This is a genomic window from Ruegeria sp. CL5 (genome assembly GCF_056536485.1).
Window position 1 is genome coordinate 53278 of record NZ_JBQFPS010000011.1, and the last position, 22165, is coordinate 75442.

Sequence of the window (22165 nt, forward strand, 5' to 3'; positions counted from 1 at the left end):
CTCCTAAACATTGGTCCGCGACTGCGTCATTCGCCGCCCGATCTTGGTCCGACCCACGATCAGCTGCATCAAGGCAACTACAGACAGCATCACAAAGATCAGCGTGGTGGAATAGGCAATGGCGAGACCATAGTCGTTATTCTCGACCCGCCCGATGATATAGCTGGTTGCCATGTCATATTCCGCGCTGACCAGAAAAATCACTGCCGAAATCGCCGTCATGGCCCGCACGAAACTGTAAACAAGCGCCGCCAGAATTGCCGGGCGCAACAGCGGCAGGATGATCCGGCGGAAAGTCTGCCAGGAATTTGCACCAAGGGTCAGCGAGGACTCGTCCAGACTGCGATCCAATTGCGACATGCTGGCAATGCCTGCCCGGACACCCACTGGCATGTTGCGGAAAATGAAGCTGACAACAAGGATGACTCCAGTGCCCGTGATCTCGATCGGTGGTACGTTGAAGGCTAGAATGTAGCTGACGCCAATCACGGTGCCGGGGATGGCAAAGGATAGCATGGTGCCGAACTCAAAAGCGTCTTTTCCCGCGAAACTCTGCCGGGTCAGAAGATAGGCCGTCACGAGCCCCACGGCAGCCGTCAGTGGAGCAGCAATTGCGGCGATGGTGATAGTCGTCCAGAAACTGTCCCATGCGGCTCCTGTCCAGCGAATACCCTCTGCTTCAAACCGAACCGAAAAGGCAGTGACGTAGTGTTTGAACGTAAGGGAGTTATTGACCCCCCACAATTCAACCACGCTGCCGTATACTATCATGGCATAAACGACGATGGTAAATACGGCCCAGCCAAGGGCGACCGTCAGCACCGGGATGGAAAGGCCGGTTGGCATCAATGGATGTACGCCTGCGTCGCCCTTGCCGGTGACAGTGGTGTAACTCTTTTTACCAAGCCAAGCCCGCTGCGCGTAAAATGCAGAAAGCGTGAAGAACAACAACACCATAGCCAGAACCGCGGCGCGGCCCTGATCGTATTGCGCACCAACAATTGCAAAGAAAATCTCGGTCGACAGCACATCAAAATTGCCACCCAGCACAAGTGGGTTGCCGAAATCGGCCATGCTTTCGATGAAGCCCAAAAGGAAAGCATTGGCGAGGCCCGGGCGCATCAACGGCAGGGACACAGTTTTGAAGGTCTGCCATCTGTTCGCGCGCAATGTCTGGGCCGCTTCTTCCATCGAAGGAGACACCCCTTCAACGACGCCAATCAGCACAAGGAAGGCGATGGGTGTAAATGCCAAAGTCTGAGCAATCAGAACTCCCGGCATGCCATACAGCCAGCGCGTGGGTTGTGTGCCGAATAGCTCAGCAAAGAACTGCGTGACCGAGCCCGAAAGGCCAAACAGCAGGATCAGCGCTAAACCGATCACAAAAGGTGGCGTGATGATCGGCAGAACCGTCAGTGCGCGCAATGCGCGCTTGTAGCGAAAGCCCGAGCGGGTCACGACAAGCGCAAAGCAGAGGCCAAGTGCCGTGGTGATGAAACCAACCAAAATGGCTAGGAATAGTGAGTTCCAGGCCGCCCCGCATCGTGCACCCCAGAAACATCCCAGCCCCCAAAGCCGGTCGTCAAAGAACTTCGAGAAGAAAACCGCGATGGAGTACGCGCCCTCTTCCGTCACAAAGGCAGCGAACAGCATCTTGGCGATGGGAAAGAACACAAACGCGGTGACGATGGTGATCACACCACCGATGGCGCTGACTACGAAAACGTCTCCGTTAATCGCCCCACGTGCGGCGACACCCTGGGTCAGAAGGAACAGAAAACTCGACGCACAGATCATCGCGCCATAGCCCATGCCGAACTGCCGGTCCCCGAGTTCTCCGAATACGGACTCCAGCCAATCGAAATTGTAGCCTCGGATTCCGATGCTAAAGCCTTGTGCGATCAGCCAGCCGAAGCCCAGCGCCCCTGACAGGATCAGAATGCGCGCATAGAGCGGATCTGATTTGGCGCGCCTTAGTACCGAAAGCGGCAACAGTAGAGCGATAAGAAGCGGCGCAAGCCACAGCTTTTCACCCTGCCCGATCAGAAAGGCCACTGGAGCATAATCTTCGTCGAAAGGGTAGCCGTCCAGAAGCCACTCGAACGACCACAGGCCACCGTCAACCATGTACCACGGCAGCAGGCAGAATCCGACCCACCCGGCGATGATCCAGAAGATCAGAACCGGATGGGTCGTTTTTGTCGTGTCGTCAGTCATTTACTGCGGCAGTACCGAAACCTCTTCGTCCCATTTCTGCAGTAAGCGCTTGCGCTCATCCGACGAGCCGTATTTCTTGAAGTCATAGTCGATCAGCTTGATCTGGCTCATGTCCGGAGCGCTTTCGGACGTCTCGGCGCCTTTGTTTGACGGCACCTGAAATGCGTTGACCTGAAGGGCAAGGTTCTGTGCTTCGGGCGACAACGCCCAGTCATAAAACTTCTTGGCCTCTTCTTCGTTGCGAGCTCCGTCGATGATCGACATCGAACCAATCTCGTACCCAGTTCCTTCGCACGGCGCGACGACCTTGATCGGGAAACCCGACACGGCCTGCTTTACCGCGTCATGCATAAAGACAATACCGATGGTATTTTCGCCGCGCCCCGCAGCCTTGATCGGGGCCGAGCCCGATTTGGTGTATTGGTTGATGTTCGAATGCAGGCCTTTCATGAAGTCAAAGCCCTCATCCTCGCCAAAAATCTGCACCATTGAGGCAAGTGTCGTGTAGGCCGTACCTGACGAATTTGGGTTCGCCATCTGAACATGACCCTTGTATTCGGGCTTCAGTAGGTCCTTCCAGCACGCCGGTTCGGGCAGGTTGTTTGCGGCGACAAGATCGGCATTGTAGCCGTAACCAAGCGCACCGGAATAGATGCCGATGGTTCTGTTACCGGCACTTTCAGCCTGAGAAATCGCCCAGTCATGAAGCTGATCGCGCATGGGCGAGACGTATTCCATTGTCAGACCCTCTTCTGCGGCCTGAAGATGCGGATCACCGGTGCCACCCCACCAGACATCGCCCTTGGGGTTGGAGCTTTCAGCACGAATCTGAGCAAATGTCTCACCCGAGGATTTACGTGTCATGTTGACGTCGATGCCGGTCGCATCTTCAAAGCTGCGCGCCATCAGCTGGCACCAATCCTCTTGAGCAGAGCAATAAAGAGTCAGCTTGTCTGCTTGGGCTGCTGACATTGAAGCTGCAAGGGCGATTAGCGAGCCCAATGCGGTAGACGTAAATCTCTTCATTATTTTCTCTCCCTGTTTGGTTCATTGCGTCCGGTTTTCCCGGTGTATTATGTGCTTTTTCCTTCAGACTTTCGTTGTTCCTCGAACGTGGCCATCGCGCATTCTGTATGTCCGTTCAATTACCGTTCTCTGCGATGCCAACCAGCCAATCCATACATTGATCCGGGACTTCGAAAGAGGCAATGTTTTCCGAAGTCTCACAACAATATGAGGGTTTTGCAACAGAAATAGTTGCAAAACGCCCGAAACACCACAAAAGTGAATGTGAAGCCGAGTCGGGTTGCCGGATGTCCAAAACAGAAACACGCGGGATGAGGTCTGAAAAAAGTCAGGCTCGGGTTAAAAAATCCGATCGCCGTCGAGAGATCCTGCTTGAACTGAAGTTGCGCCCGCATGTCCGGATCAGTGAGCTGGCGCAGCGGTTCAATGTGTCGGCAGAAACCGTGCGCCGGGATTTCGATGCCTTGTCAGAAGACGGGCTGATCGCACGCGCACATGGCGGGGCATCTGCGCCCACACAGGGGCGATATCCAAGTCTTGATGAACGGACCAATGCGCGTACGGAGGAGCGTGAACGAATTGGAAGATGCGCAGCCGCGCTGATTCAGGATGGCGATACGGTGATGATTGATTCCGGTTCGACCACGGTTGAGATGGCGCGCGCGCTTTCTTATCAGGGAACTGAGTGCACGGTGATAACAAACTCAATCCCCGTAGCGATGACACTCGGCCATTCGCCCACCCAGGTTCTCTTGTGCCCAGGCGAGTATCTTGCCGAGGAATCGGCCATTATCGGCACTGATACGCTCGAATACCTGTCCCGTTTCAATGTCGATCAATGTATGATCGGGGCATCCGGAATTTCGGCCGAGGGCCCGTCTGAGACCGTGCAGGGGTTTGCTGCGGTCAAACAAAAGATGTTGGCGCGATCAGCTAAACGGCATTTGCTGATTGGTTCAGAAAAATTCGGGCGCAAAGGCCTGTCGCAGGTAGGTGATCTTGATGGGCTGGATTCCATCATCACCGACACAAAGCCGAAAGGTGATTTGCTGGGCTCTATCAATGCAGCTGGCGTTGCCATTCTTATCGGAGAATCCATTTCAAAGAACGACTAACTGTGGACAGTGACGGCCACGCATAACTGGGAGGAATAATATGAATATTGACGTCAAATTACTGATCGGAGCATCAGCATTTGCACTTTTGTCGTTGGGCGGGGCTGCGTCGGCTCAGGATTGTCCGCGCGGTGATCTGGATGAACGGTTCTGCGATGCCGACGGTGATCTGATCGCGGACATCCCCACCGATCCTTCCGAACAGATCGATCCCGACACATTGATCTTCGCCTACACTCCGGTCGAGGACCCAGCCGTTTACAAAACCGCGTGGTCGGACTTTCTTGACCATTTGAAAGCTGAAACCGGTAAAGATGTTGTCTTTTTCCCGGTTCAGAACAACGCCGCCCAGATCGAGGCGATGCGGTCTGGACGCCTGCATATCGCGGGTTTCAACACTGGTTCGAACCCGCTGGCGGTGAACTGCGCCGGGTTCCGTCCTTTCACGATCATGGCCTCAAAAGATGGTAACTTCGGGTATGAAATGGAGATCATTACCTATCCAGGCTCTGGCATCGAAAAGGTCGAGGACATCAAGGGCAAGCAACTGGCCTTTACTTCACCCACTTCGAACTCGGGTTTCAAGGCACCGTCGGCTATTCTGAAAAGCGACTTTGATCTGTTGCCCGAACGTGATTTCGAACCAGTCTATTCCGGCAAACATGACAACTCGATCCTCGGTGTGGCCAACAAGGACTATCTGGCTGCTTCGATCGCAAACTCGGTCAAATCGCGGATGATCTCGCGAGATGTGATCAACGAAGACGACGTCATCACGATCTACAAGTCGCAGACTTTCCCGACGACCGGCTTTGGCACCGTGTACAACCTGACTCCGGAATTGCAGGAGAAAATCCGCAACGCTTTCTTCAGTTTCGAATGGGACGGCACGACACTTGAGGCTGAGTTCTCAAAATCGAACGAAGGCCAGTTCCTCGAAATGACCTATCAGGAATTCTGGGACGTGATCCGCAAGATTGATGCGGCAAACGGCGTTTCCTACGCCTGCCAATAATCCGATACTATAATGACGGGCCCCTCCGGGCCCGTCTCAACCCTTACAGGGGTGTTAAATGCTGCGGCTTCAAGAGCTTACTAAAACTTATAAAACCGGAGATAAGGCCCTAAAGGCAATCAATCTTGAGGTGCCCAAGGGACAGGTGCTTGCTTTGATCGGGCCATCCGGTGCAGGCAAATCCACGATGATCCGCTGCATCAACCGACTGGTTGAGCCGACAAGTGGCGCTGTCATGCTAGATGATACCGACCTGACCAAACTTGGCTCAGGCGGGTTGCGCAAGGCGCGACGCGAAATGGGTATGATCTTTCAAGAATATGCGCTCGTTGAACGCCTGACGGTTATGGAAAACGTCCTGTCAGGGCGGTTGGGATATGTCGGCTTTTGGCGCAGCTTCCTGCGGCGATACCCTCAATCTGATGTCGATGAAGCCTTTCGTCTGTTGGATCGGGTCGGACTGCTGCATATGGCAGACAAACGTGCGGATGAACTGTCGGGCGGTCAGCGCCAGAGGGTCGGCATCTGCCGCGCTCTGATTCAGAACCCCAAACTTTTGCTGGTGGACGAGCCTACTGCCTCGCTGGACCCCAAAACCAGCCGTCAGATCATGCGGTTGATTACTGAACTTTGTCAGGAACGCGGTTTGGCGGCGATCATCAATATTCACGACGTGGCGCTTGCGCAGATGTTCGTGCCGCGTGTCGTGGGCCTTCGGTTTGGCGAGATCGTATATGACGGCCTCCCCACCGGTCTTACCCCCGACAAACTAACTGAAATCTACGGTGAAGAAGACTGGGAAGCCACGATTGAAAAAGTGGACGAAGACGAAGAGATCGAGGCCGCAGAATGAGCCACACCGAACTTGATGACGTTCTTGGCAAGGGATGGCGCAAACCACCGTTTGTCAAGAACGCGATGCTCCGCTGGACTCTAATAGTAGGTTTTGTCGCCTACCTGATAGCCGCCTATCTGACCATCGAGGTCGACTGGGGACGGGTTTATGAAGGGCTGGATCGCGGCTGGGCCTTTGTGCTCGCCTTCACCAGCCCCGATTTTATATCACGCTGGAGCGATATCTGGAGCGGACTGCTGGAAAGCATTGTCATGACCGTTGCGGCGTCTGTCGTGGGCATCCTGATTTCGATCCCGATCGGGCTGGGTGCTGCACGCAACATCGCCCCTTTGCCCGTCTACGTCATCTGCCGCGGCATTGTCGCCATCAGCCGTGCCTTGCAAGAGATCATTGTAGCGATCCTGTTGGTTGCGATCTTTGGCTTTGGTCCGCTGGCAGGTTTCCTAACGCTCTCATTTGCTACCATCGGGTTTCTTTCGAAACTTTTGGCTGAAGATATCGAAGCCATGGACAAAGTGCAGGCTGAAGCCATCAAAGCCTCGGGCGCACGCTGGATGCAGTGGATCAATTACGGCGTGCAGCCGCAGGTCATGCCGCGACTGGTTGGTCTTTCAATGTACCGGATCGATATCAATTTCCGCGAAAGCGCCATCTTGGGGCTTGTGGGTGCGGGTGGCATCGGAGCGACGCTGAACACAGCATTCGATCGTTATGAGTACGACACCGCAGCCGCCATACTGATCCTGATAATCGGGATTGTCATGGCGCTCGAATACCTCTCGGGTATCATTCGCGCGAGGGTACAGTAATGCCGGTTCTGGAACAGGAAGGTACGCAGATCTGGCGCAGGCGAACGACCGGTCAAAGCCTTGTTCGCTGGTTCGGCTGGCTTTTGGGGGTCGCGGTTTTTGTCTATTGCTGGCAGATCATCTCGGCGTCGACGACATGGTTCTTTGTCTGGGACGCACCGCGCATTGCAAATGATATCTGGACCCGTGCGACGCCACCAAAATGGGACTACATCACGCAATTGGGGCGCCCGATCTGGGACACGCTGAATATTGCCACGCTCGGTACAATCATCGCCTTGTTTCTTGCCGTACCAGTCGCTTTTCTGGCGGCGCGCAATACCACGCCCTCGGCCGTTTTCATCCGGCCTGTTGCGCTGCTGATCATCGTTTCAACCCGTTCGATCAACTCGTTGATCTGGGCCCTTTTGCTGATCGCAATCATCGGTCCGGGGGTTTTTGCAGGCGTTATCGCCATCGCGATCCGGTCGATCGGGTTTTGCGCCAAGCTGCTTTATGAAGCCATCGAAGAAATCGACCACACTCAGGTCGAGGCCATAACGGCCACCGGCGCATCGCGTTGGCAGATCATGGCTTATGGCATCGTCCCACAAATTCTGCCCGCCTTTGCAGGCATCGCCGTTTTTCGCTGGGACATCAACATCCGGGAATCCACGGTTCTTGGCCTGGTCGGTGCGGGGGGTATCGGACTGCAACTATCGGCTTCGCTCAATGTCCTGGCATGGCCGCAGGTCAGCCTGATCCTGATTGTCATCCTGATTGCCGTGATGATCAGCGAATGGGTCTCTGCTAAAGTGCGGGGGGCGATCATTTGAGCCAAATCTCGATTGAAGAGGCGTTCGATGCGTACGAAGCTGCGCGGCATCGTCTGCCCTCTGCTGCCGCTAATGGCCAGTCCTTTCGTCGGGTGGAAACACTTGAAGATGTAGCCGATGAGTTTGACGTCTTCCTTTTGGATGCGTTCGGAGTTCTTAACATTGGTGAAACCGCTATCCCCGGTACGCCTGAACGGGTCGCAAATCTAAAGGCCATAGGAAAGCGCGTTCTTGTGGTTTCGAATGCTGCCGGGTTCCCTCATGCGGCATTGATCGAGAAATACACTCGGCTTGGCTATGATTTTGCTTCGCAGGATGTCATCACCAGCCGCGCAACGCTGCTTGCAAATCTTGATTTGCAACGCGAGCTGTACTGGGGGTTGATGGCAACACCAAGCACGGGCCTTCGCGATCTGGAAGGTTTGAACCTGACCTATCTGGAAGAAGATCCAACACCCTATGATGCGGTCGACGGATTTTTGATGATTGGGTCTGCGGCCTGGACCGAAGCGCGGCAGGCTTTGTTGGAGTCTGCTCTGTCAAAGCGGCAGCGACCTGTATTGGTCGGCAACCCGGATATTGTTGCCCCCCGGGAAAGTGGCTTTTCAATTGAACCTGGCCTGTTCGCACATCGTCTCGCCGACCGAACTGGTGTGGTCCCTGAATTCTTCGGAAAGCCGTTCGGCAACATTTTCGATCTGGCATTCAAACGGCTGGGATCCATCGACAAATCCCGCGTTCTTATGGTCGGCGACAGCTTGCATACAGATATTTTAGGCGCAAACGCAGCAGGGATCGCGTCGGCTTTGGTCTCAGGTTACGGTTTCTTTGCTGGACACGATATTGAAACAGCAATCGACAAGGCCGGTATCGTTCCGGACATCATCGTAAGCCGTCCTTGAAACTGGCCGAAACCCCATCGAATGCTATCCAGAGGATCACCAAGACATACCAAACCAAGAACTGGTCAGAGGCCTATTCGCTAAAAATAGAACCTGACCAGCAATTGGTGGGCTATGCGTGCCGCTACAACGTATTGGAAGACGCTCTACTGCGTTTTCAATACTGCCCTAGAATAGCTGCAAGTCCTTCGCGCCACTTTGAATTTCGGCGAAGTTCGGCATGTTCTGCACAACCACAGGAGCCGGAGCGGTGCCCGGCATCGCGACTGTTGGTTTCGCAACAGCCGCTTTACCAAAGGCGGGTTTCTCCAGCTCTCCTCGAATATCGCGTAGCAGCGTTTTGTGATCTGGCATTGATTTGAGGATTTGCGCGAGGTCCATTTTCGCACCTTTCCACCACTGGAACCAAATCGGTTTCTTCAACGGCCTAATGCGATCGCGTATGCCCGTGCCATAGCCGGTATCATAGACCTGCTTGCCCAAAAGGACGGTCTGATAAACGCGGAAGTTGAACAGCGTTGCAAACTCGATATCGTGTTCCATCGGCAGACGGTGCTGCCACAGTTCTAGGTTCTCAGCCAACCGATCCGGGATTTTCATCTCGGTGCGGGCGTCGATCCAGTATTGATCATCGGTGCGGTTGCCCAATCGGTAGTGCAGACAGATGAAATCTAGAACTTCGTCGTAGAGCTTGTTCATCTGACGGTTATACCGATTGCGCAGCGCTGGCTCGATATCGCGTGTCGGCAAATGCTCAGCGAACCAGCGTATTGCATGATCGATCATATGGATTGCGGTACTTTCAAGCGGTTCTATGAAGCCACCGGACAGACCGATCGCAAGACAGTTCTTGACCCACGCATTGCGTACGCGACCGACGCGCATCGGGATCACGCGGGGTGTCAGACCCTTGCCGCTATCACCCAGCCACTCCAGATATTCATCCGCCGCTTGATCATCGGTACGATGCGCCGATGAATACACATAGCCCGTGCCCACGCGATTGTAGAGTGGCACCCGCCACGTCCAACCTGCACCAAGCGCCGTCGACCGCGTGACGCTTTCGATCTTCTCCGGATCGGGATGTTCGATTTGCAATGCCATGGCGCGATCGTTGGGCAGGTATTCGGAATAATCCATAAATGGCTCGCCCAGCGCCTGATTGATGATCAACCCGCGGAAGCCGGTGCAATCAATGACCATCTCGATGTCATGGCGGCCCTTGCGCTCTAACATCAAATGACTGACGTTACCGTGTTCATCCAGCTCGACCGATTGAACTTCGTCCTGAATATGTTCAACGCCACGCTTGGTGCAGACTTTGGTCAACATACCCGCAAATTTCACGGCATCCAGATGATAGGCATAGCCAAACCGCTGCTCGAATTCGGGCGCACCTAAGGGCCGCGCCCCTTTGCACAGGCGAGCAAGATCATCATGCGGTGAGATCGATTGCGTAAAATCCCTATCGCCATTGCCAAATCGTAGGAAATACTCGGCTGCTTCCAACCCTTCCAGCAATTGACCATGCGCAAACGGGTTTACATAATCAATACGATTGCCCTTTGCGTCGTTGTTCCAGTTACAGAACTTCACACCCAGCTTGAATGACGCGTTGGTTTCGCGGAAAAAATCCCTCTCGGCAATACCCGCCTGGCGGAGCGTGACCGGCATACGCGGTACAGTCGCTTCCCCAACGCCCACGGTTGAGATATTGGGGCTCTCGATCAGGCAAATACGCGGACGATCCTTAGGCGCCGAAGTGCGTGAAAACACCATGTCCAAGATCAGCGCGGTCATCCAACCGGCTGTACCACCCCCAACGATGGTGATTTTGCGCAAACGATTATTCATGTTTATTTGTCCCTGTTGGCTCGGGGGATTTTGTAGCTGTTGCCCCTTGTTTTATCGGAGCTTGCGGCGCAGCTTTCCCTTTTTTGCTAGAGGAAACTATAGCAGCATTCCTGCATTCAGCTATAGCTTATGGTGCCAGACACTACAGTTGTTCCCGATAGACTATATGAAATCCCGCGCACTTGTTTGCGCTGCCCATAACAAACATCAAAGATGTTCCGCGATTAGTTGATCGCCAGGTTCTAATACCGCTCTTTCAATGCGCCCCTAATGAACAGATCCAGATCCCGGTTAATCGCAAGCATTCAGTTTCAGATGTTGCCGAAAAACCCTTCGCTCACACCAGGTGACATACATCCGGTAGAATGAATCATCTGCCGTATGGCGCTCAACCGATCATTGGTGAATTATGCATCTCTCTAAAACAATCATTAATTCGAGAATAGTGTGGCTGAAACCGCGCAGAAATGATCCGACATCGAAGCGCCATAATAGCCAGCAGCATGGTCAACTTTGCGCAGAAATCCGACTTTGCGAAGCCAAACAATACCTGGCCTCAATCACTGGCCAAAATTTGGAGATCATTTGGCGAAATGCAAAAACAAGGGCGTACCTGCACCCGTCATAGGAATGCCTACAGCATTGCACTATTGATCATAGCGCATGGATATCGAACGGATCGGAGAAACCCTTGATCATTGTTCTACCAAATGTCTCCAACACATTTGCCCCTTCCAGCAGATCGAAGGTTTCTTGATCAATCAATATACGGCTTCCGGTTTTCTGCGTTTCTGCCTCGAGGCGAGCAGCAAGGTTTACGGTCGATCCTATGCAAGTATACGTCGCTCGATTGTCCGTACCGGCATAGCCGGCGACGACTTCGCCAGTCGCAATTCCGATGCCGATTTTCAGGTCACTTTTCGCTTCTGAGCGCCTTTCGAGATTTAACATCTCGATCATGTTGTGCATTTCATGCCCTGCCGCCACTGCACTTTGCGCAGTATTAGGCAGTGGTTGCGGAACTCCAAAAAGAGCCATCAAACCGTCACCCAGCATCAGGCTGACAATTCCGCCATTGCTGGTAACAGCCTCGAACATCAACGTGTAGAACGTATTGAGCAGGTCAATTGTTTCCTCTGGTGCGAGATTTTCAGACAAGGTCGTGAAACCGCGAATGTCACAGAAGAGGACCGAAGCATTGGCACGCTTGCCACCTATCGCAAAGCCAGACTCTTGCAGGTCTTGTGCAACCTCCGTTGTTGCAAAGCGCTCTAGCAGACGTTTCTGCTCGTCCCTAAGTCTTTTCTTTTCAAGACCGCTGGCGACGCGTGCACCGAGTAGTGTCTTATTGACCGGTTTTGGCAGGTAGTCTTCCGCACCCAATTCGATACAGCGCACGACATTGTCGAGCCCCTCAACAGATGACGTCACGATCACCGGCAGATCACGCAGGTCGGTGTCTGATTTGATGGCTTCGAGAACCTGAAAGCCGTCCATTTCAGGCATTTCGATATCCAGCAGAAGCAAATCAAACGGCTGGTTAGACAACATCTCCATTGCGACCCGGCCGTTTTCCGCGACCGATGCCTGGTGACCCAAAAGCTCTACGCTGCGCGACAAAAGCAAGCGGTTCACCTTGTTGTCATCGACGATGAGCAAATGACCCGGGGCGTCAGACATCAATCAGGCTCCGTAAAGCAGCTGCAGCAATGGTAAGGTCGGTTTCCAGCGCCGTCGCGTCTGTAAGGTCCCCGGCTTCAGGCAGCTCTCCGAGTTCGATTTTCCTGGCTCGTTCGGCGAGAGCAATCGCCCCAAAGGTATTGGCATTCGACTTAATGGAGTGCGCAGCACGGCGGTATCGGTCGGCATCAGCCGCGCCCGCAGCCGCTTTCAATTCGTCAATCATGCCAGGCGCTTCGTCGAGAAAGGTGTTCACAAGCTCGGCTGCAAAATCTTCGCCTGTAGCGTCTTTAAGCTCCATGAAGATTTCATGATCAATCGGGCTGTCTGTCATGGATCACCTTCTTATTCTGGGGGAATTTAACAGGGCTTCAATTAGGACCGATACGCGGATCGGTTTAGTGATGTAGTCGTCCATCCCTGCTTTCAGGCACATCTCACGGTCGCCCTGCATGGCGTTCGCGGTCATCGCGACTATGCGAGGACGACTGCCATCCGGATGCGCTTTATTGATACGACGAGATGCTTCAAGCCCGTCCATCTCGGGCATTTGCACATCCATGAAAACGACATCATATGTTTGCCGGTTGACGCTTTCGACCGCTTCAACACCATTGCTGGCCAAATCAGCGCGATAGCCCATCTGTTCCAGCAGTCGCAGCGCAAGTTTCTGGTTCACCAAATTATCCTCAGCCAGCAAAATCCGCAGTGGATGTCGTGTGGCCATATCCGGATCTGTTTGTGGTTTGCCCTGAGGTTTGGACTGCTCTACGCGCACCTTTTCAGTCGCGAACAGTGTGACCAGGGTGTCGAACAGGTGGGATTGGCGCAGAGGTTTGGCAAGGTTGGCGGCGAAGAGCCCATCCTCAAGGTCTATATCGCGAGGGCCAAGTGAACTGAAAAGGATGAGTGGCAAGCCCGGTTTCTTGGCGCGAACCCTTTTTGCGAGCTCTTCTCCATCCATGTCAGGCATATGCATGTCGAGAATGGCCAAATCGAACTCGACGCCTTCTTCAAGTATGCTCAGCGCCTCTGACGGAGATCCATACGTCGTTGTCTGCGTGCCCCATTTCTCGGTTTGCAGAGAAAGGATTTTACGATTGGTGGCATTGTCATCCACCATCAAAATTCGCTTGCCTTCGAGTTCAGGCTGAACACCAACAAGATTGCGAGAAGACGATTTAACTGGCTTTGCAGGTTTGGCCTGGATCTTGAAAACAAAGGTGGAACCGCTCCCCTCGCCATCGCTTTCAGCCCACATGGTCCCGCCCATGAGTTCTGCTAGGCGTTTCGAGATCGCAAGACCCAGACCAGTACCGCCATATTTTCTGGTCGTTGAACTATCTGCCTGACTGAAAGACTGAAATAATCGGCTCATGCCCTTTTGGGATAGGCCGATTCCAGTGTCTCGGACTTTGAACGTTAGTTCGAGCGATCCCTGTACCTTGGCGGATTGTTCAACAGACAGAACCACTTCGCCGCTTTCGGTGAACTTCACTGCGTTAGAAAGCAGGTTCAGCAGAATTTGCCGCAATCTGGTCAGATCCGCGCTAATTGCCAGTGGTAGCGCGTCATCGAACTCATAGGCTAAATCCAGTTGTTTCTCGGCGGCTTTGCCGCTGACTAAGTCGAGAGCGTTTTCTATGCATTCGCGCAGGTCGAACGGATGGTTTTCGATATCCATCTGCCCGGCTTCAATTTTCGAGAAGTCGAGGATCTCGTTGATGATACCCAACAGCGCGTCACCACTATCGCGGATGGTGTTTGCATAGTCGCTTTGCTCTGCATCCAATTCTGTGTCCATCAACAGGCCGCTCATCCCGATCACCGCGTTCATGGGCGTGCGTATTTCATGTGACATGGTGGCCAGGAATGCGCTTTTTGCTTCGTTGGCAGTTTCAGCAGCCTCGCGCGCTTCTTCAGCTTCGCGGAAAAGGCGTACGTTCTCGATCGCAATAACAGATTGATCGGCAAAGGACTCGGCCATTGCAATATCGTCATCCGAGAAGGGTGTTTTGGATTTTCTGATGAAATAGAGGCCGCCCAGACATTTGCCTCCGCGCATCAATGGCACGCCAAGGAAAGCTTCAAACCCGCTTTCTTCGTGAAGCTTCTTTGCCAACCGCGGCAAGTCACCCGACGACAAATCATGCACATGCATGGTTTTTCCAGACAGCAATACCGACGACAGAAAATTGTCTTGCGTATCCAGCGGGTGCCGAGTTCTTCCGAAATCACGTATCAGCCCTTTGGGCGAGGCCAAAGCCACTTGCCACCAGAAACTCTCATCCGACAACGCCGCACCGGCCATGTCGCACGAAACGAGCCGCGTCGCGGAATCTACGATCACCTCAAAAACAGGCGTTGTATCCGTGGGCGATTGGCTGATCACCCGCAATACATCAGCACTCGCAGTCTGCCGGGCCAAGGAAGACTGAGTTTCATTGAACAGGCGTACATTTTCCAGCGCGATTATGGCCTGAGCGGCAAATGACTCGGCAATGGACACTTCGTCTTTGGTAAAAACCTTGGACGTCTTTCGAATAAAGACCAAGTTGCCGAAACAGTCTTTTCCACGCATCAAGGGCACCATCAAAAACGATTTAAAGCCCTTCTCGCGAAATATCTTCTTGTCGCGCCGCGGCAGTTCATCGTAGCACCAGTTTGGCATGTGTAGCGTCTTGCCGCTTTTGATTGGCCAGGACGGCAGGTTGTCTTCGGGGTCAATCGGAAGCCGATCCGTCCACTCGACTTTTTCCACACCTTCTGGCGTTGCGACAGCAACCTGCCAAATTTCGGTTTTGTTTGCTTGAATAGCAATTGCCAAGTCGCAATCTATCAGCGTGGTTGCCAGACCAACAATCTTCTCGAACACGGGTTTGGTATCGGTTGGGGATTCAGATATTACCCGCAGCACATCTGCACTGGCGGTTTGGCGGGCAAGCGCGGTTTGCGTGTCATTGAAAAGCTGCGAGTTCTGAATAGCGATGATCGCCTGTGACGCAAATGTCTCCATCTGCTTAATTTGCTTCTCGTCGAAAGCCGCAGTTATTCGGCTGCCCATGCTGATGACACCGATTGTGACACCATCGCGGATCAGTGGCACGGAAAGGACGGATCGATAGCCCTCGAGATTGGATTTGAGCAGCGGATCGTAATTGGGGTCAGCTTGCGTATCTTCAACATAGTCGGCCCGTCCATGCAGAAGCGCACGTGCCGTGGCCGATGTTTCCCCGGGCTCAAAAGGATGCGCCTTTAAAAAATCCGCGAATTTGCCCGACAAATTGTGCCCGGCAAAATAATGGTACTTCCCATCTTCGGGTGCCTTAAGCGCAACGAAGGCATCCTGCAGGCGACAAATGCGAGACGAAACGGCCAGCAACGCCTCCAGTACAGGCTCCAATGCATCAGGAGATCGGGAAATAACTTCGAGCACCTCGCTTGTGGCTTTCTGGTACGCTAAGGATTCCTCAACTTCCTCAGTTCGGGCTGTCACCTCGTCGAAAAGGTGCGCATTTCCAAGCGCAATTACCGCTTGCGAAGCGAACGTTTCAACCAAAGCTATCTGCTTGTCCGAGAACGCCCCAACTTTCGAATGAGCAAGTGAAATCACGCCGAGCGTGACCCCATCCTTTACCAGTGGGACTCCTAAAGCCGAACGAAATCCGGCACCCAGTGCTTCTTCTTTCCAAGCATAGTCCGGGTCGTACTCAAAATCTTCAATGTACACCGTTTTGCCTGTCAGCGCGGCGCGTCCCGTGGTCGTGCCCTTGTCTGGAACAAGCACCTGACGGGTTATGACGTCGTAATGAGCTGCGGCGGAATTATGGGTCGCAGCAATGTCGTATACTCCGGTTTCTTCATTCAGTAGTGCGACGTAAGACGCCTCGGGTTTGCAGATGCGAACCGCCACTTGCAAAATAGCTTTGAGTACGGGATCGAGTTCATTTGGCGAGCGCGAGATCACTCCCAGCACTTCAGACGTGGCTGTTTGATAGTCGAGCGCTTCTTCAACTTCTGCTGTACGGGCCTGCACTTCTTTGAACAACCGGGTGTTGTTGATGGCGATCACAGCCTGGGAGGCGAATGTCTCTAACAGGTTGACCTGTTTTTCGCTAAACGCCCCGGGCTTCCGGTGCGCCATGACGATAACACCAACGGTCACGCCTTCGCTGACTAAGGGGACGCCGAGGGTGGTTAGGTAATCACCGATCTCCGCCGCCACCTTCCATGTGTAAGATGGATCCTTACTTGTATCTTTTATGTAAACAGTCTTGCCGTGAAGGGCCGTGCGGCCGATGCACGAGCCTTCCTCTGGGGCAATTGGGTTGTCTGACAAATAGTCAAGAAACGCATCACTCACGTTGTGGGACATGGCCACACGGTACAACCCATCGTCAGCATCCCGCATTGCAAAGAATGCATATTCTGGGTCGCAGATGCGTGAGGAAACTTCCAGGATTGCATCTAGCACTCGTGGAAGATCGTTAGGCGAACGAGAGATGACATCTAAAACCTCTGACGTGGCAGTCTGGTATTCTAGTGACTGCACGACCTCGGCAGTGCGTTCCTCCACTTCCCGGAACAGGTTGGCATTTGTAATGGCGATAATCGCTTGGTCGGCGAAGGTTTCTAACAACTGAATCTGCTTGGTGGAAAATCCCGAAACCTCGGTTGACCCGACCGAAATTACACCCACAACCTCGCCATTTTTGACCAACGGGACCCCGAGCACGGACCGATATTCCCCGACGCCGCTATCCTCCATCCAAGTATAAGACGTCTCGGTTTCGACATCTTCGATATAGATGGTGCGTTTCGACAGTATGGCACGCCCGCTGACACCGCTTTCATCAGGCGAAATAGGATGCGCTTTGACATATTCCGCAAAGGTCGTGTCCTGCGTAAATATCGCAAGAACATGAAAAAGCTGATCGTCGGGGTTCAACATTGCAACATAGGCATCCTGCAATTCGCAGATGCGCGACGCTTCATTGAGGATAGCATCGAGAACAGGCGCCAACTCATTTGGTGACGCCGAAATAACCCGCAGCACTTCGGATGTAGAGGTCTGATATTCCAAAGCCTGCATAACTTCCGCTGTGCGATCCTGAACTTCGCGAAACTGTCGGACGTTTTCCATTGCGATAACGGCTTGAGCCGCGAAGGTTTGGACCAGTGCCACGTCGTCGTCTGAGAATGGCGCAACTTCACGACGATAGAGCACGATCACCCCTAGACCGGTGCCGTCCTTCATCAACGGAACTGCCAGAACCGAGCGGGCTCCTTCAATCTCAACCATCTGAACCCGTTTCGGGTCACGATCCCTGAGGTAAAGGGGATCGTCCGCGATATCGTCCTGGCGAATGACCTCGCCATCAATCATTGGTTTGATCGCAATTAATTCAGTGCGTGTAAGTGGCTCCAAAAAATTTTTGAGCGCTTCGTCAAAATCGATTCTCGCACCAATATTGGCCGGGATCGTTGCGATCCCGCGTTCGTGATCAGCGATACACAAGAAGGCGAGTGGCGCTTTGCACAGACGGCTGGAGTTTTCGAGAATGCTCTGGAATACAGGTCTTTCGTCGTCGCGGCTACGGCTTATGACTTCGAGGATTTCTCGCGATGCTTTTTCGCGCTCAAGTCGTTCCTGAACCTCTCGAAATTGGCGCGTATTTTCTATCGCTATGACTGCGTGTTTGGCGAACTCTTCAATGAATTGCACGTCGGGATCAGAAAACGGGCGGACTTCGCGGCGGCTGACTGCGATCGCACCAATCGCCTGTTCCCCCTGCATCAATGGCACAACAACCCGTGACCTGATGCCTTCGACCTCGACCATTGTAACAGCAGTAGGATCACCCGAGCGGTAGAACTCAGTGTCGGCGATGTCCTCGACGCGTACAACCTTGCAATTTCGTATCGCCGCCGCCGCCGTGACTGAACCATCAAGAGGCCACTCTTCTCCCAATTCGACGTCGGTTCTATCGTGCCCCCATGCACCGGCCAATTGAATATGGGTTCCTGCAGCGTTGACCAAAACCAGTGCCGCCTGATCCGCGTCACAGATTTCCGTGGCCTGCTGCAGCACCGCTTCAAAGACGCGTGCATCGTTGTCCCGGCTTTTGCTGATGACGCTCAGTACCTCCTGCGTCGCCGTTTGGCGTTCTAACTGGGTGTGCAGCTCTTTCATTTGACGGGTGTTATCTATTGCGATCACAGCCTGCGCCGCAAAGCCCTCGACCAAAGAGATTTCATCATCAGTAAATGACCGCACTTCACGCCGGTAAATCCCAATGACACCGACGGGGTCACCATTTGCCGACATCAAAGGAACCGTTAGAAACGAACGGACACCTTCCTCATCAACCAGTTGCCGGCGCCAAGGATCCCCGTTGATGTAGTGGTCTGTCTCGCGCAAATCGACGTTGTGAATAACGCGCGCTTCCCGCACGGACTCGGCAATTTGTAAATTTGACTCCAAAGACCAGCGATCCACGCCGACCTTGTACGTAGCCAATTGATCACCAAAATGGGCCGCGTATTCCAAATGAGTTCCTGCCTCATTTAGCAGGCTCAACGTGGCTACATCTGTTTCGCAAAGCCGGGCCGTGTTTTCCAGGATCGTCTGAAAGACTGGCGCTTCATCTTCCCGAGATCGACTGATCGTCTCCAGCACATCGCGCGTTGCCCCTTCACGAGCCAGACGGACCTGCAACTTGCTAAACTGGCGAACATTTTCAATTGCAATGACCGCCTGCGCGGCGAAAGTTTCAACCAGCTGGACCTGATCGTCGGAGTACGGTCGCACCTCATCCCGTGCCAGCATCAGGCATCCGATTGCACTGCCACCCACTTTCAAAGGAACAAACAGATTGCTTCTGCACCCATGCGTGTCGACAATGAGTTTAAAGCGCTCATCGCCCGATTTGTGGAAATCGGTGTCGCCCATGTCGACAACACGCCTGGTCTTACCGCTGAGTATAGTGTCCGTCACGATGGAGTTGCCTGGCTCCATCGTGTATTTGCCGTCGAGCCACAGCTGCTGAATATCCGGGTGCAGATTGACGCTGGCAATCAGTTGCTGACGCGCATCCCCTTCTTGCCCGAGAACCAGACCAGCAAAAATGGCATCGCAGAGATCTTTTGCCAGCGTTAGAATCAAGTCGCATACTGGTTGGATGTCATCCTTGGTCTCAGAAATCGCCTGCATAACCCGCGCAGTAGCTTCGAACCGCGCCTGCTGATCATCCGCGCTGAGCCCCCTGCTTTGCGAGGATGACGACGCTGAATCAGCCGTCTCTCTTAATACCTTTTTTCCACCCACCTGCGTTCGAACCCCCACGCAAACTAATGAAACACACTAGACCGGAGTTTAGAGGGCATACGATAGAAGTCACAGAGTTTCTTTGTGGGCAGTACCCGCGACTGAGCAACCTCATCTGACTGGTCCAATTTGGCGGCTGGTGCATCATTTTTGCTCCACTGAGGTTGCTATGGCAAAATGAGCGAATGATACCAATTGGTATTATAATTTAATGCCCGAACGGAAATTGCAGTCCTTCGACTCAGGGCCATTTGCGTTGCCCACCATTTTGCCCGCATCGCAATCGGGTGCGGCTACAGCCAACCTTCTCTGTTATTGAATATCAATTTTCACAGGCTCTGAAATTCGTGTATGGGTGTTGGTTTATCGACGCCTAAGGGCTCTATTTAGGATCTCAAAAAAGGTAGAAAGGCGTAGGTATGAAGCGGGTTGCCTCGGTATTGGCTGCATTTTTGCTGGCGGGATGCGTTTCAACCACGCCTCCGCCATCGGCACCCATCCCAAATCCCGGTCGCACGAGTGCTCCGGCCAGTTCACAACAGGCACAAGTTAGATTTCGGCAGGTTGCCTCTCGAATTGTGCCCGTTGCTGAGCACGAATGTCGCCGCCAAATTCGGGGAGTGAATTGCGATTTTTTGATGCGAATTGATCCAAACAAAAAAACACCCTCAAACGCATATCAGAGTTTAAGCAAATCAGGACGCCCTGTTATCACAATGACCCAAGCGCTGACACGGAATGTGAACAATACCGATGAGCTAGCATTTGTTATGGCGCATGAAGCCGCTCACCACATTCAAGTGCAAATGGCGCGACAGGCCCAAAATGCTGCGGCTGGTGCGGTGCTTTTGGCGGTTCTGGCAACAATTGCAGGGGCTGGGCCGAATGACATTGCCGTAGCACAAGATCTCGGAGCCTTTGCGGGTGGTCGCGGCTATTAAAAGAACTTTGAATTGGAAGCTGATCGACTAGGCACGGTAATAGCCTACAAAGCCGGCTATGATCCACTCAAAGGCGGGTTGTACTTTGCGCGATTTCCTGATCCTGGTGATCGTTTTCTAGGGACGCATCCTCCTAACGCACAACGATATTATGCGGTGCAGGATACAATGGCTCAGATCGGTCGTTAACCAATTTGATGTCACGTCTTCGCACGGCCGCAAAGGCTAATCACGGCTAAAGAGAGTTTCGAACTCGAGTTAATAAGACGCTCTGTAGATCGCCCCCGCTGCCACTAGCCGTTATGCGGCAATAGCCGTGATGCGCTCGCGCACAAGCGAATCCTTCTTGGTCAGATCGCAGTAGCTTGCGATCTTTCAAATCGAGTATATGCTCGTATTCGGCATGGCACTGGTCAATTCGCGATCACTTCATTGTCGATTCCACATTTCGCGCCCGTTTTTAACGACAACCGACGCGAATTTGTAATTGATGTGCCAATAAGGACGGCAGCTCAGTCGCAAGCCAGCGTTGCGACCCAAATGCCGTTGCCCCGCACGCCTTGGTATCAATTTACCTGACAATCTGCAGATGAAACCATCCGGTCCGCCAAATAGGCAGGCCGGACAGTTTGAGTGGTTGTACTTAGTCGTACAGAACGGCCGAGATCTTCGGGTCGTCAATGTTCGAGGCATCGTAGTAGTAGAAGCCTGTATCGATCAGACCTGGAACCTCTTCCCCGTTCAAAGCCGCAACCGCTGCTTTCACCGTCTCATAACCGATGCCCACAGGGTTTTGCGTGATCGCGCCCGCCATCAGACCGCTCTTGATTGCGTCTTTCTGAGCTTTGCCGCTGTCATAGCCAATGATGACCAGACCTTCGGTGCCCAGCTCTTGAACGCCATTTACAACACCGATGGCCGAGCCCTCGTTGGTGCCGAAAATGCCATTCAGATCAGGGTTTGCAGTCAAGATCGCCTTGGTGACCTCGGTCGACTTCAGGTGGTCACCCTGGCCGTACTGAACCGTGACAACTTCGATATCCGGGTACTTCTCGGCCATGCGATTGACGAAGCCATCACGGCGGTCGATGCCAGTGCGGCTGGTTTGGTCATGCGCGACAACTGCGACTTTGCCTTTGCCACCAATTTTCTCTGCCATTTTGTCGGCTGCGAGCCCGGCTGCTGCCAAGTTATCCGTTGTCGCGGTTGAAAGCGGAATGTCACTGTCAACGCCGCTGTCGAAAGCGATAATCGGAATGCCATTTTCATTGGCCTGCTTCAATAGCGGAATTGCAGCTTGGCTATCCAGAGCGGCAAAACCAATGGCTTTGGGATTGTTGGCCAGAGCGGCAGCCAGCATGTCGATCTGACGGTCCACCATTGTCTCATTATCCGGACCTTCAAATGTGATGGTGACATCAAATTCGTCAGCCGCCTGCTCCGCACCCGACTTAACGGCCTGCCAGAACTGATGCTGAAAGCCTTTGGATACCAGCGGGATGTAGATCTCTTCGGCTGCCGCCATCGAGGCGGGTCCTGCCAGGGTGGCTGCACTCAGCGCACCCAGAATGAAACGACGTGTTAACATGTTTTCTCCTCCAGTTGGTT

General features: G+C 53.4%; 14 protein-coding genes. 7 read left to right on the forward strand and 7 right to left on the reverse strand.

The window, feature by feature from the left end; genetic code table 11:
- Positions 1-3: 3 nt before the first annotated feature.
- Together ACR0IU_RS17320 and ACR0IU_RS17325 are read right to left on the reverse strand one after the other, a co-directional pair.
- Positions 4-2217: an ABC transporter permease gene (locus tag ACR0IU_RS17320; protein ID WP_480717117.1), complete on the reverse strand. Its 2214-nt coding sequence runs from the start codon at positions 2215-2217 to the stop codon at positions 4-6.
- Positions 2218-3243 (reverse strand): ABC transporter substrate-binding protein, encoded by a 1026-nt coding sequence (locus ACR0IU_RS17325; protein WP_010438296.1) that lies wholly within the window; start codon positions 3241-3243, stop codon positions 2218-2220.
- Between the two features lie 287 nt (positions 3244-3530).
- Between ACR0IU_RS17325 and ACR0IU_RS17330 the strand changes: the two genes are divergently transcribed.
- From ACR0IU_RS17330 to ACR0IU_RS17355, 6 genes are read left to right on the forward strand one after another with little or no spacing between them, the layout of a single operon-like run.
- Entirely contained in the window at positions 3531-4358 is an 828-nt protein-coding gene (locus tag ACR0IU_RS17330) for a DeoR/GlpR family DNA-binding transcription regulator (protein WP_319545622.1), read from the forward strand.
- 40 nt (positions 4359-4398) lie between these two features.
- The gene (gene phnD, locus ACR0IU_RS17335; protein WP_170471462.1) at positions 4399-5373 is read left to right on the forward strand and encodes a phosphate/phosphite/phosphonate ABC transporter substrate-binding protein; all 975 of its coding nucleotides are present in this window, start codon (positions 4399-4401) and stop codon (positions 5371-5373) included.
- 58 nt (positions 5374-5431) lie between these two features.
- Positions 5432-6226 (forward strand): phosphonate ABC transporter ATP-binding protein, encoded by a 795-nt coding sequence (phnC, locus tag ACR0IU_RS17340; protein ID WP_170774565.1) that lies wholly within the window; start codon positions 5432-5434, stop codon positions 6224-6226.
- Positions 6223-7038 carry a phosphonate ABC transporter, permease protein PhnE gene (phnE, locus tag ACR0IU_RS17345; protein ID WP_480717118.1) on the forward strand — a complete coding sequence of 272 codons (816 nt, stop codon included), beginning with the start codon at positions 6223-6225 and terminating at the stop codon, positions 7036-7038. The genes phnC and phnE (ACR0IU_RS17345) overlap by 4 nt, the downstream gene beginning before the upstream one ends.
- Positions 7038-7853 (forward strand): phosphonate ABC transporter, permease protein PhnE, encoded by an 816-nt coding sequence (gene phnE / locus ACR0IU_RS17350; RefSeq protein ID WP_010438311.1) that lies wholly within the window; start codon positions 7038-7040, stop codon positions 7851-7853. The genes phnE (ACR0IU_RS17345) and phnE (ACR0IU_RS17350) overlap by 1 nt, the downstream gene beginning before the upstream one ends.
- A complete protein-coding gene (locus tag ACR0IU_RS17355; protein WP_480717119.1) occupies positions 7850-8755 on the forward strand; it encodes a TIGR01459 family HAD-type hydrolase in 906 nt (301 codons plus the stop codon). Before phnE (ACR0IU_RS17350) ends, ACR0IU_RS17355 begins: the two co-directional genes overlap by 4 nt.
- 168 nt (positions 8756-8923) lie before the next feature.
- On the opposite strand, the gene ACR0IU_RS17360 is transcribed toward ACR0IU_RS17355, so the two are convergent.
- The 4 genes from ACR0IU_RS17360 to ACR0IU_RS17375 form a co-directional block, all read right to left on the reverse strand.
- A complete protein-coding gene (locus tag ACR0IU_RS17360; RefSeq protein WP_170471469.1) occupies positions 8924-10609 on the reverse strand; it encodes a tryptophan halogenase family protein in 1686 nt (561 codons plus the stop codon).
- A gap of 654 nt (positions 10610-11263) precedes the next feature.
- The gene (locus ACR0IU_RS17365; RefSeq protein WP_480457037.1) at positions 11264-12289 is read right to left on the reverse strand and encodes an adenylate/guanylate cyclase domain-containing protein; all 1026 of its coding nucleotides are present in this window, start codon (positions 12287-12289) and stop codon (positions 11264-11266) included.
- Positions 12282-12623: an Hpt domain-containing protein gene (locus tag ACR0IU_RS17370; protein WP_480717120.1), complete on the reverse strand. Its 342-nt coding sequence runs from the start codon at positions 12621-12623 to the stop codon at positions 12282-12284. The genes ACR0IU_RS17365 and ACR0IU_RS17370 overlap by 8 nt, the downstream gene beginning before the upstream one ends.
- Before the next feature lie 3 nt (positions 12624-12626).
- A complete protein-coding gene (locus tag ACR0IU_RS17375) occupies positions 12627-19616 on the reverse strand; it encodes a GAF domain-containing protein (RefSeq protein ID WP_480717121.1) in 6990 nt (2329 codons plus the stop codon).
- Positions 19617-20254: 638 nt separating this feature from the next.
- Between ACR0IU_RS17375 and ACR0IU_RS17380 the strand changes: the two genes are divergently transcribed.
- Positions 20255-20557: a M48 family metalloprotease gene (locus ACR0IU_RS17380; RefSeq protein ID WP_480717122.1), complete on the forward strand. Its 303-nt coding sequence runs from the start codon at positions 20255-20257 to the stop codon at positions 20555-20557.
- A 643-nt stretch (positions 20558-21200) separates the two neighbouring features.
- Here ACR0IU_RS17380 and ACR0IU_RS17385 read toward each other — a convergent pair.
- The gene (locus ACR0IU_RS17385) at positions 21201-22145 is read right to left on the reverse strand and encodes a substrate-binding domain-containing protein (RefSeq protein ID WP_480717123.1); all 945 of its coding nucleotides are present in this window, start codon (positions 22143-22145) and stop codon (positions 21201-21203) included.
- Between the last annotated feature and the right edge of the window lie 20 nt (positions 22146-22165).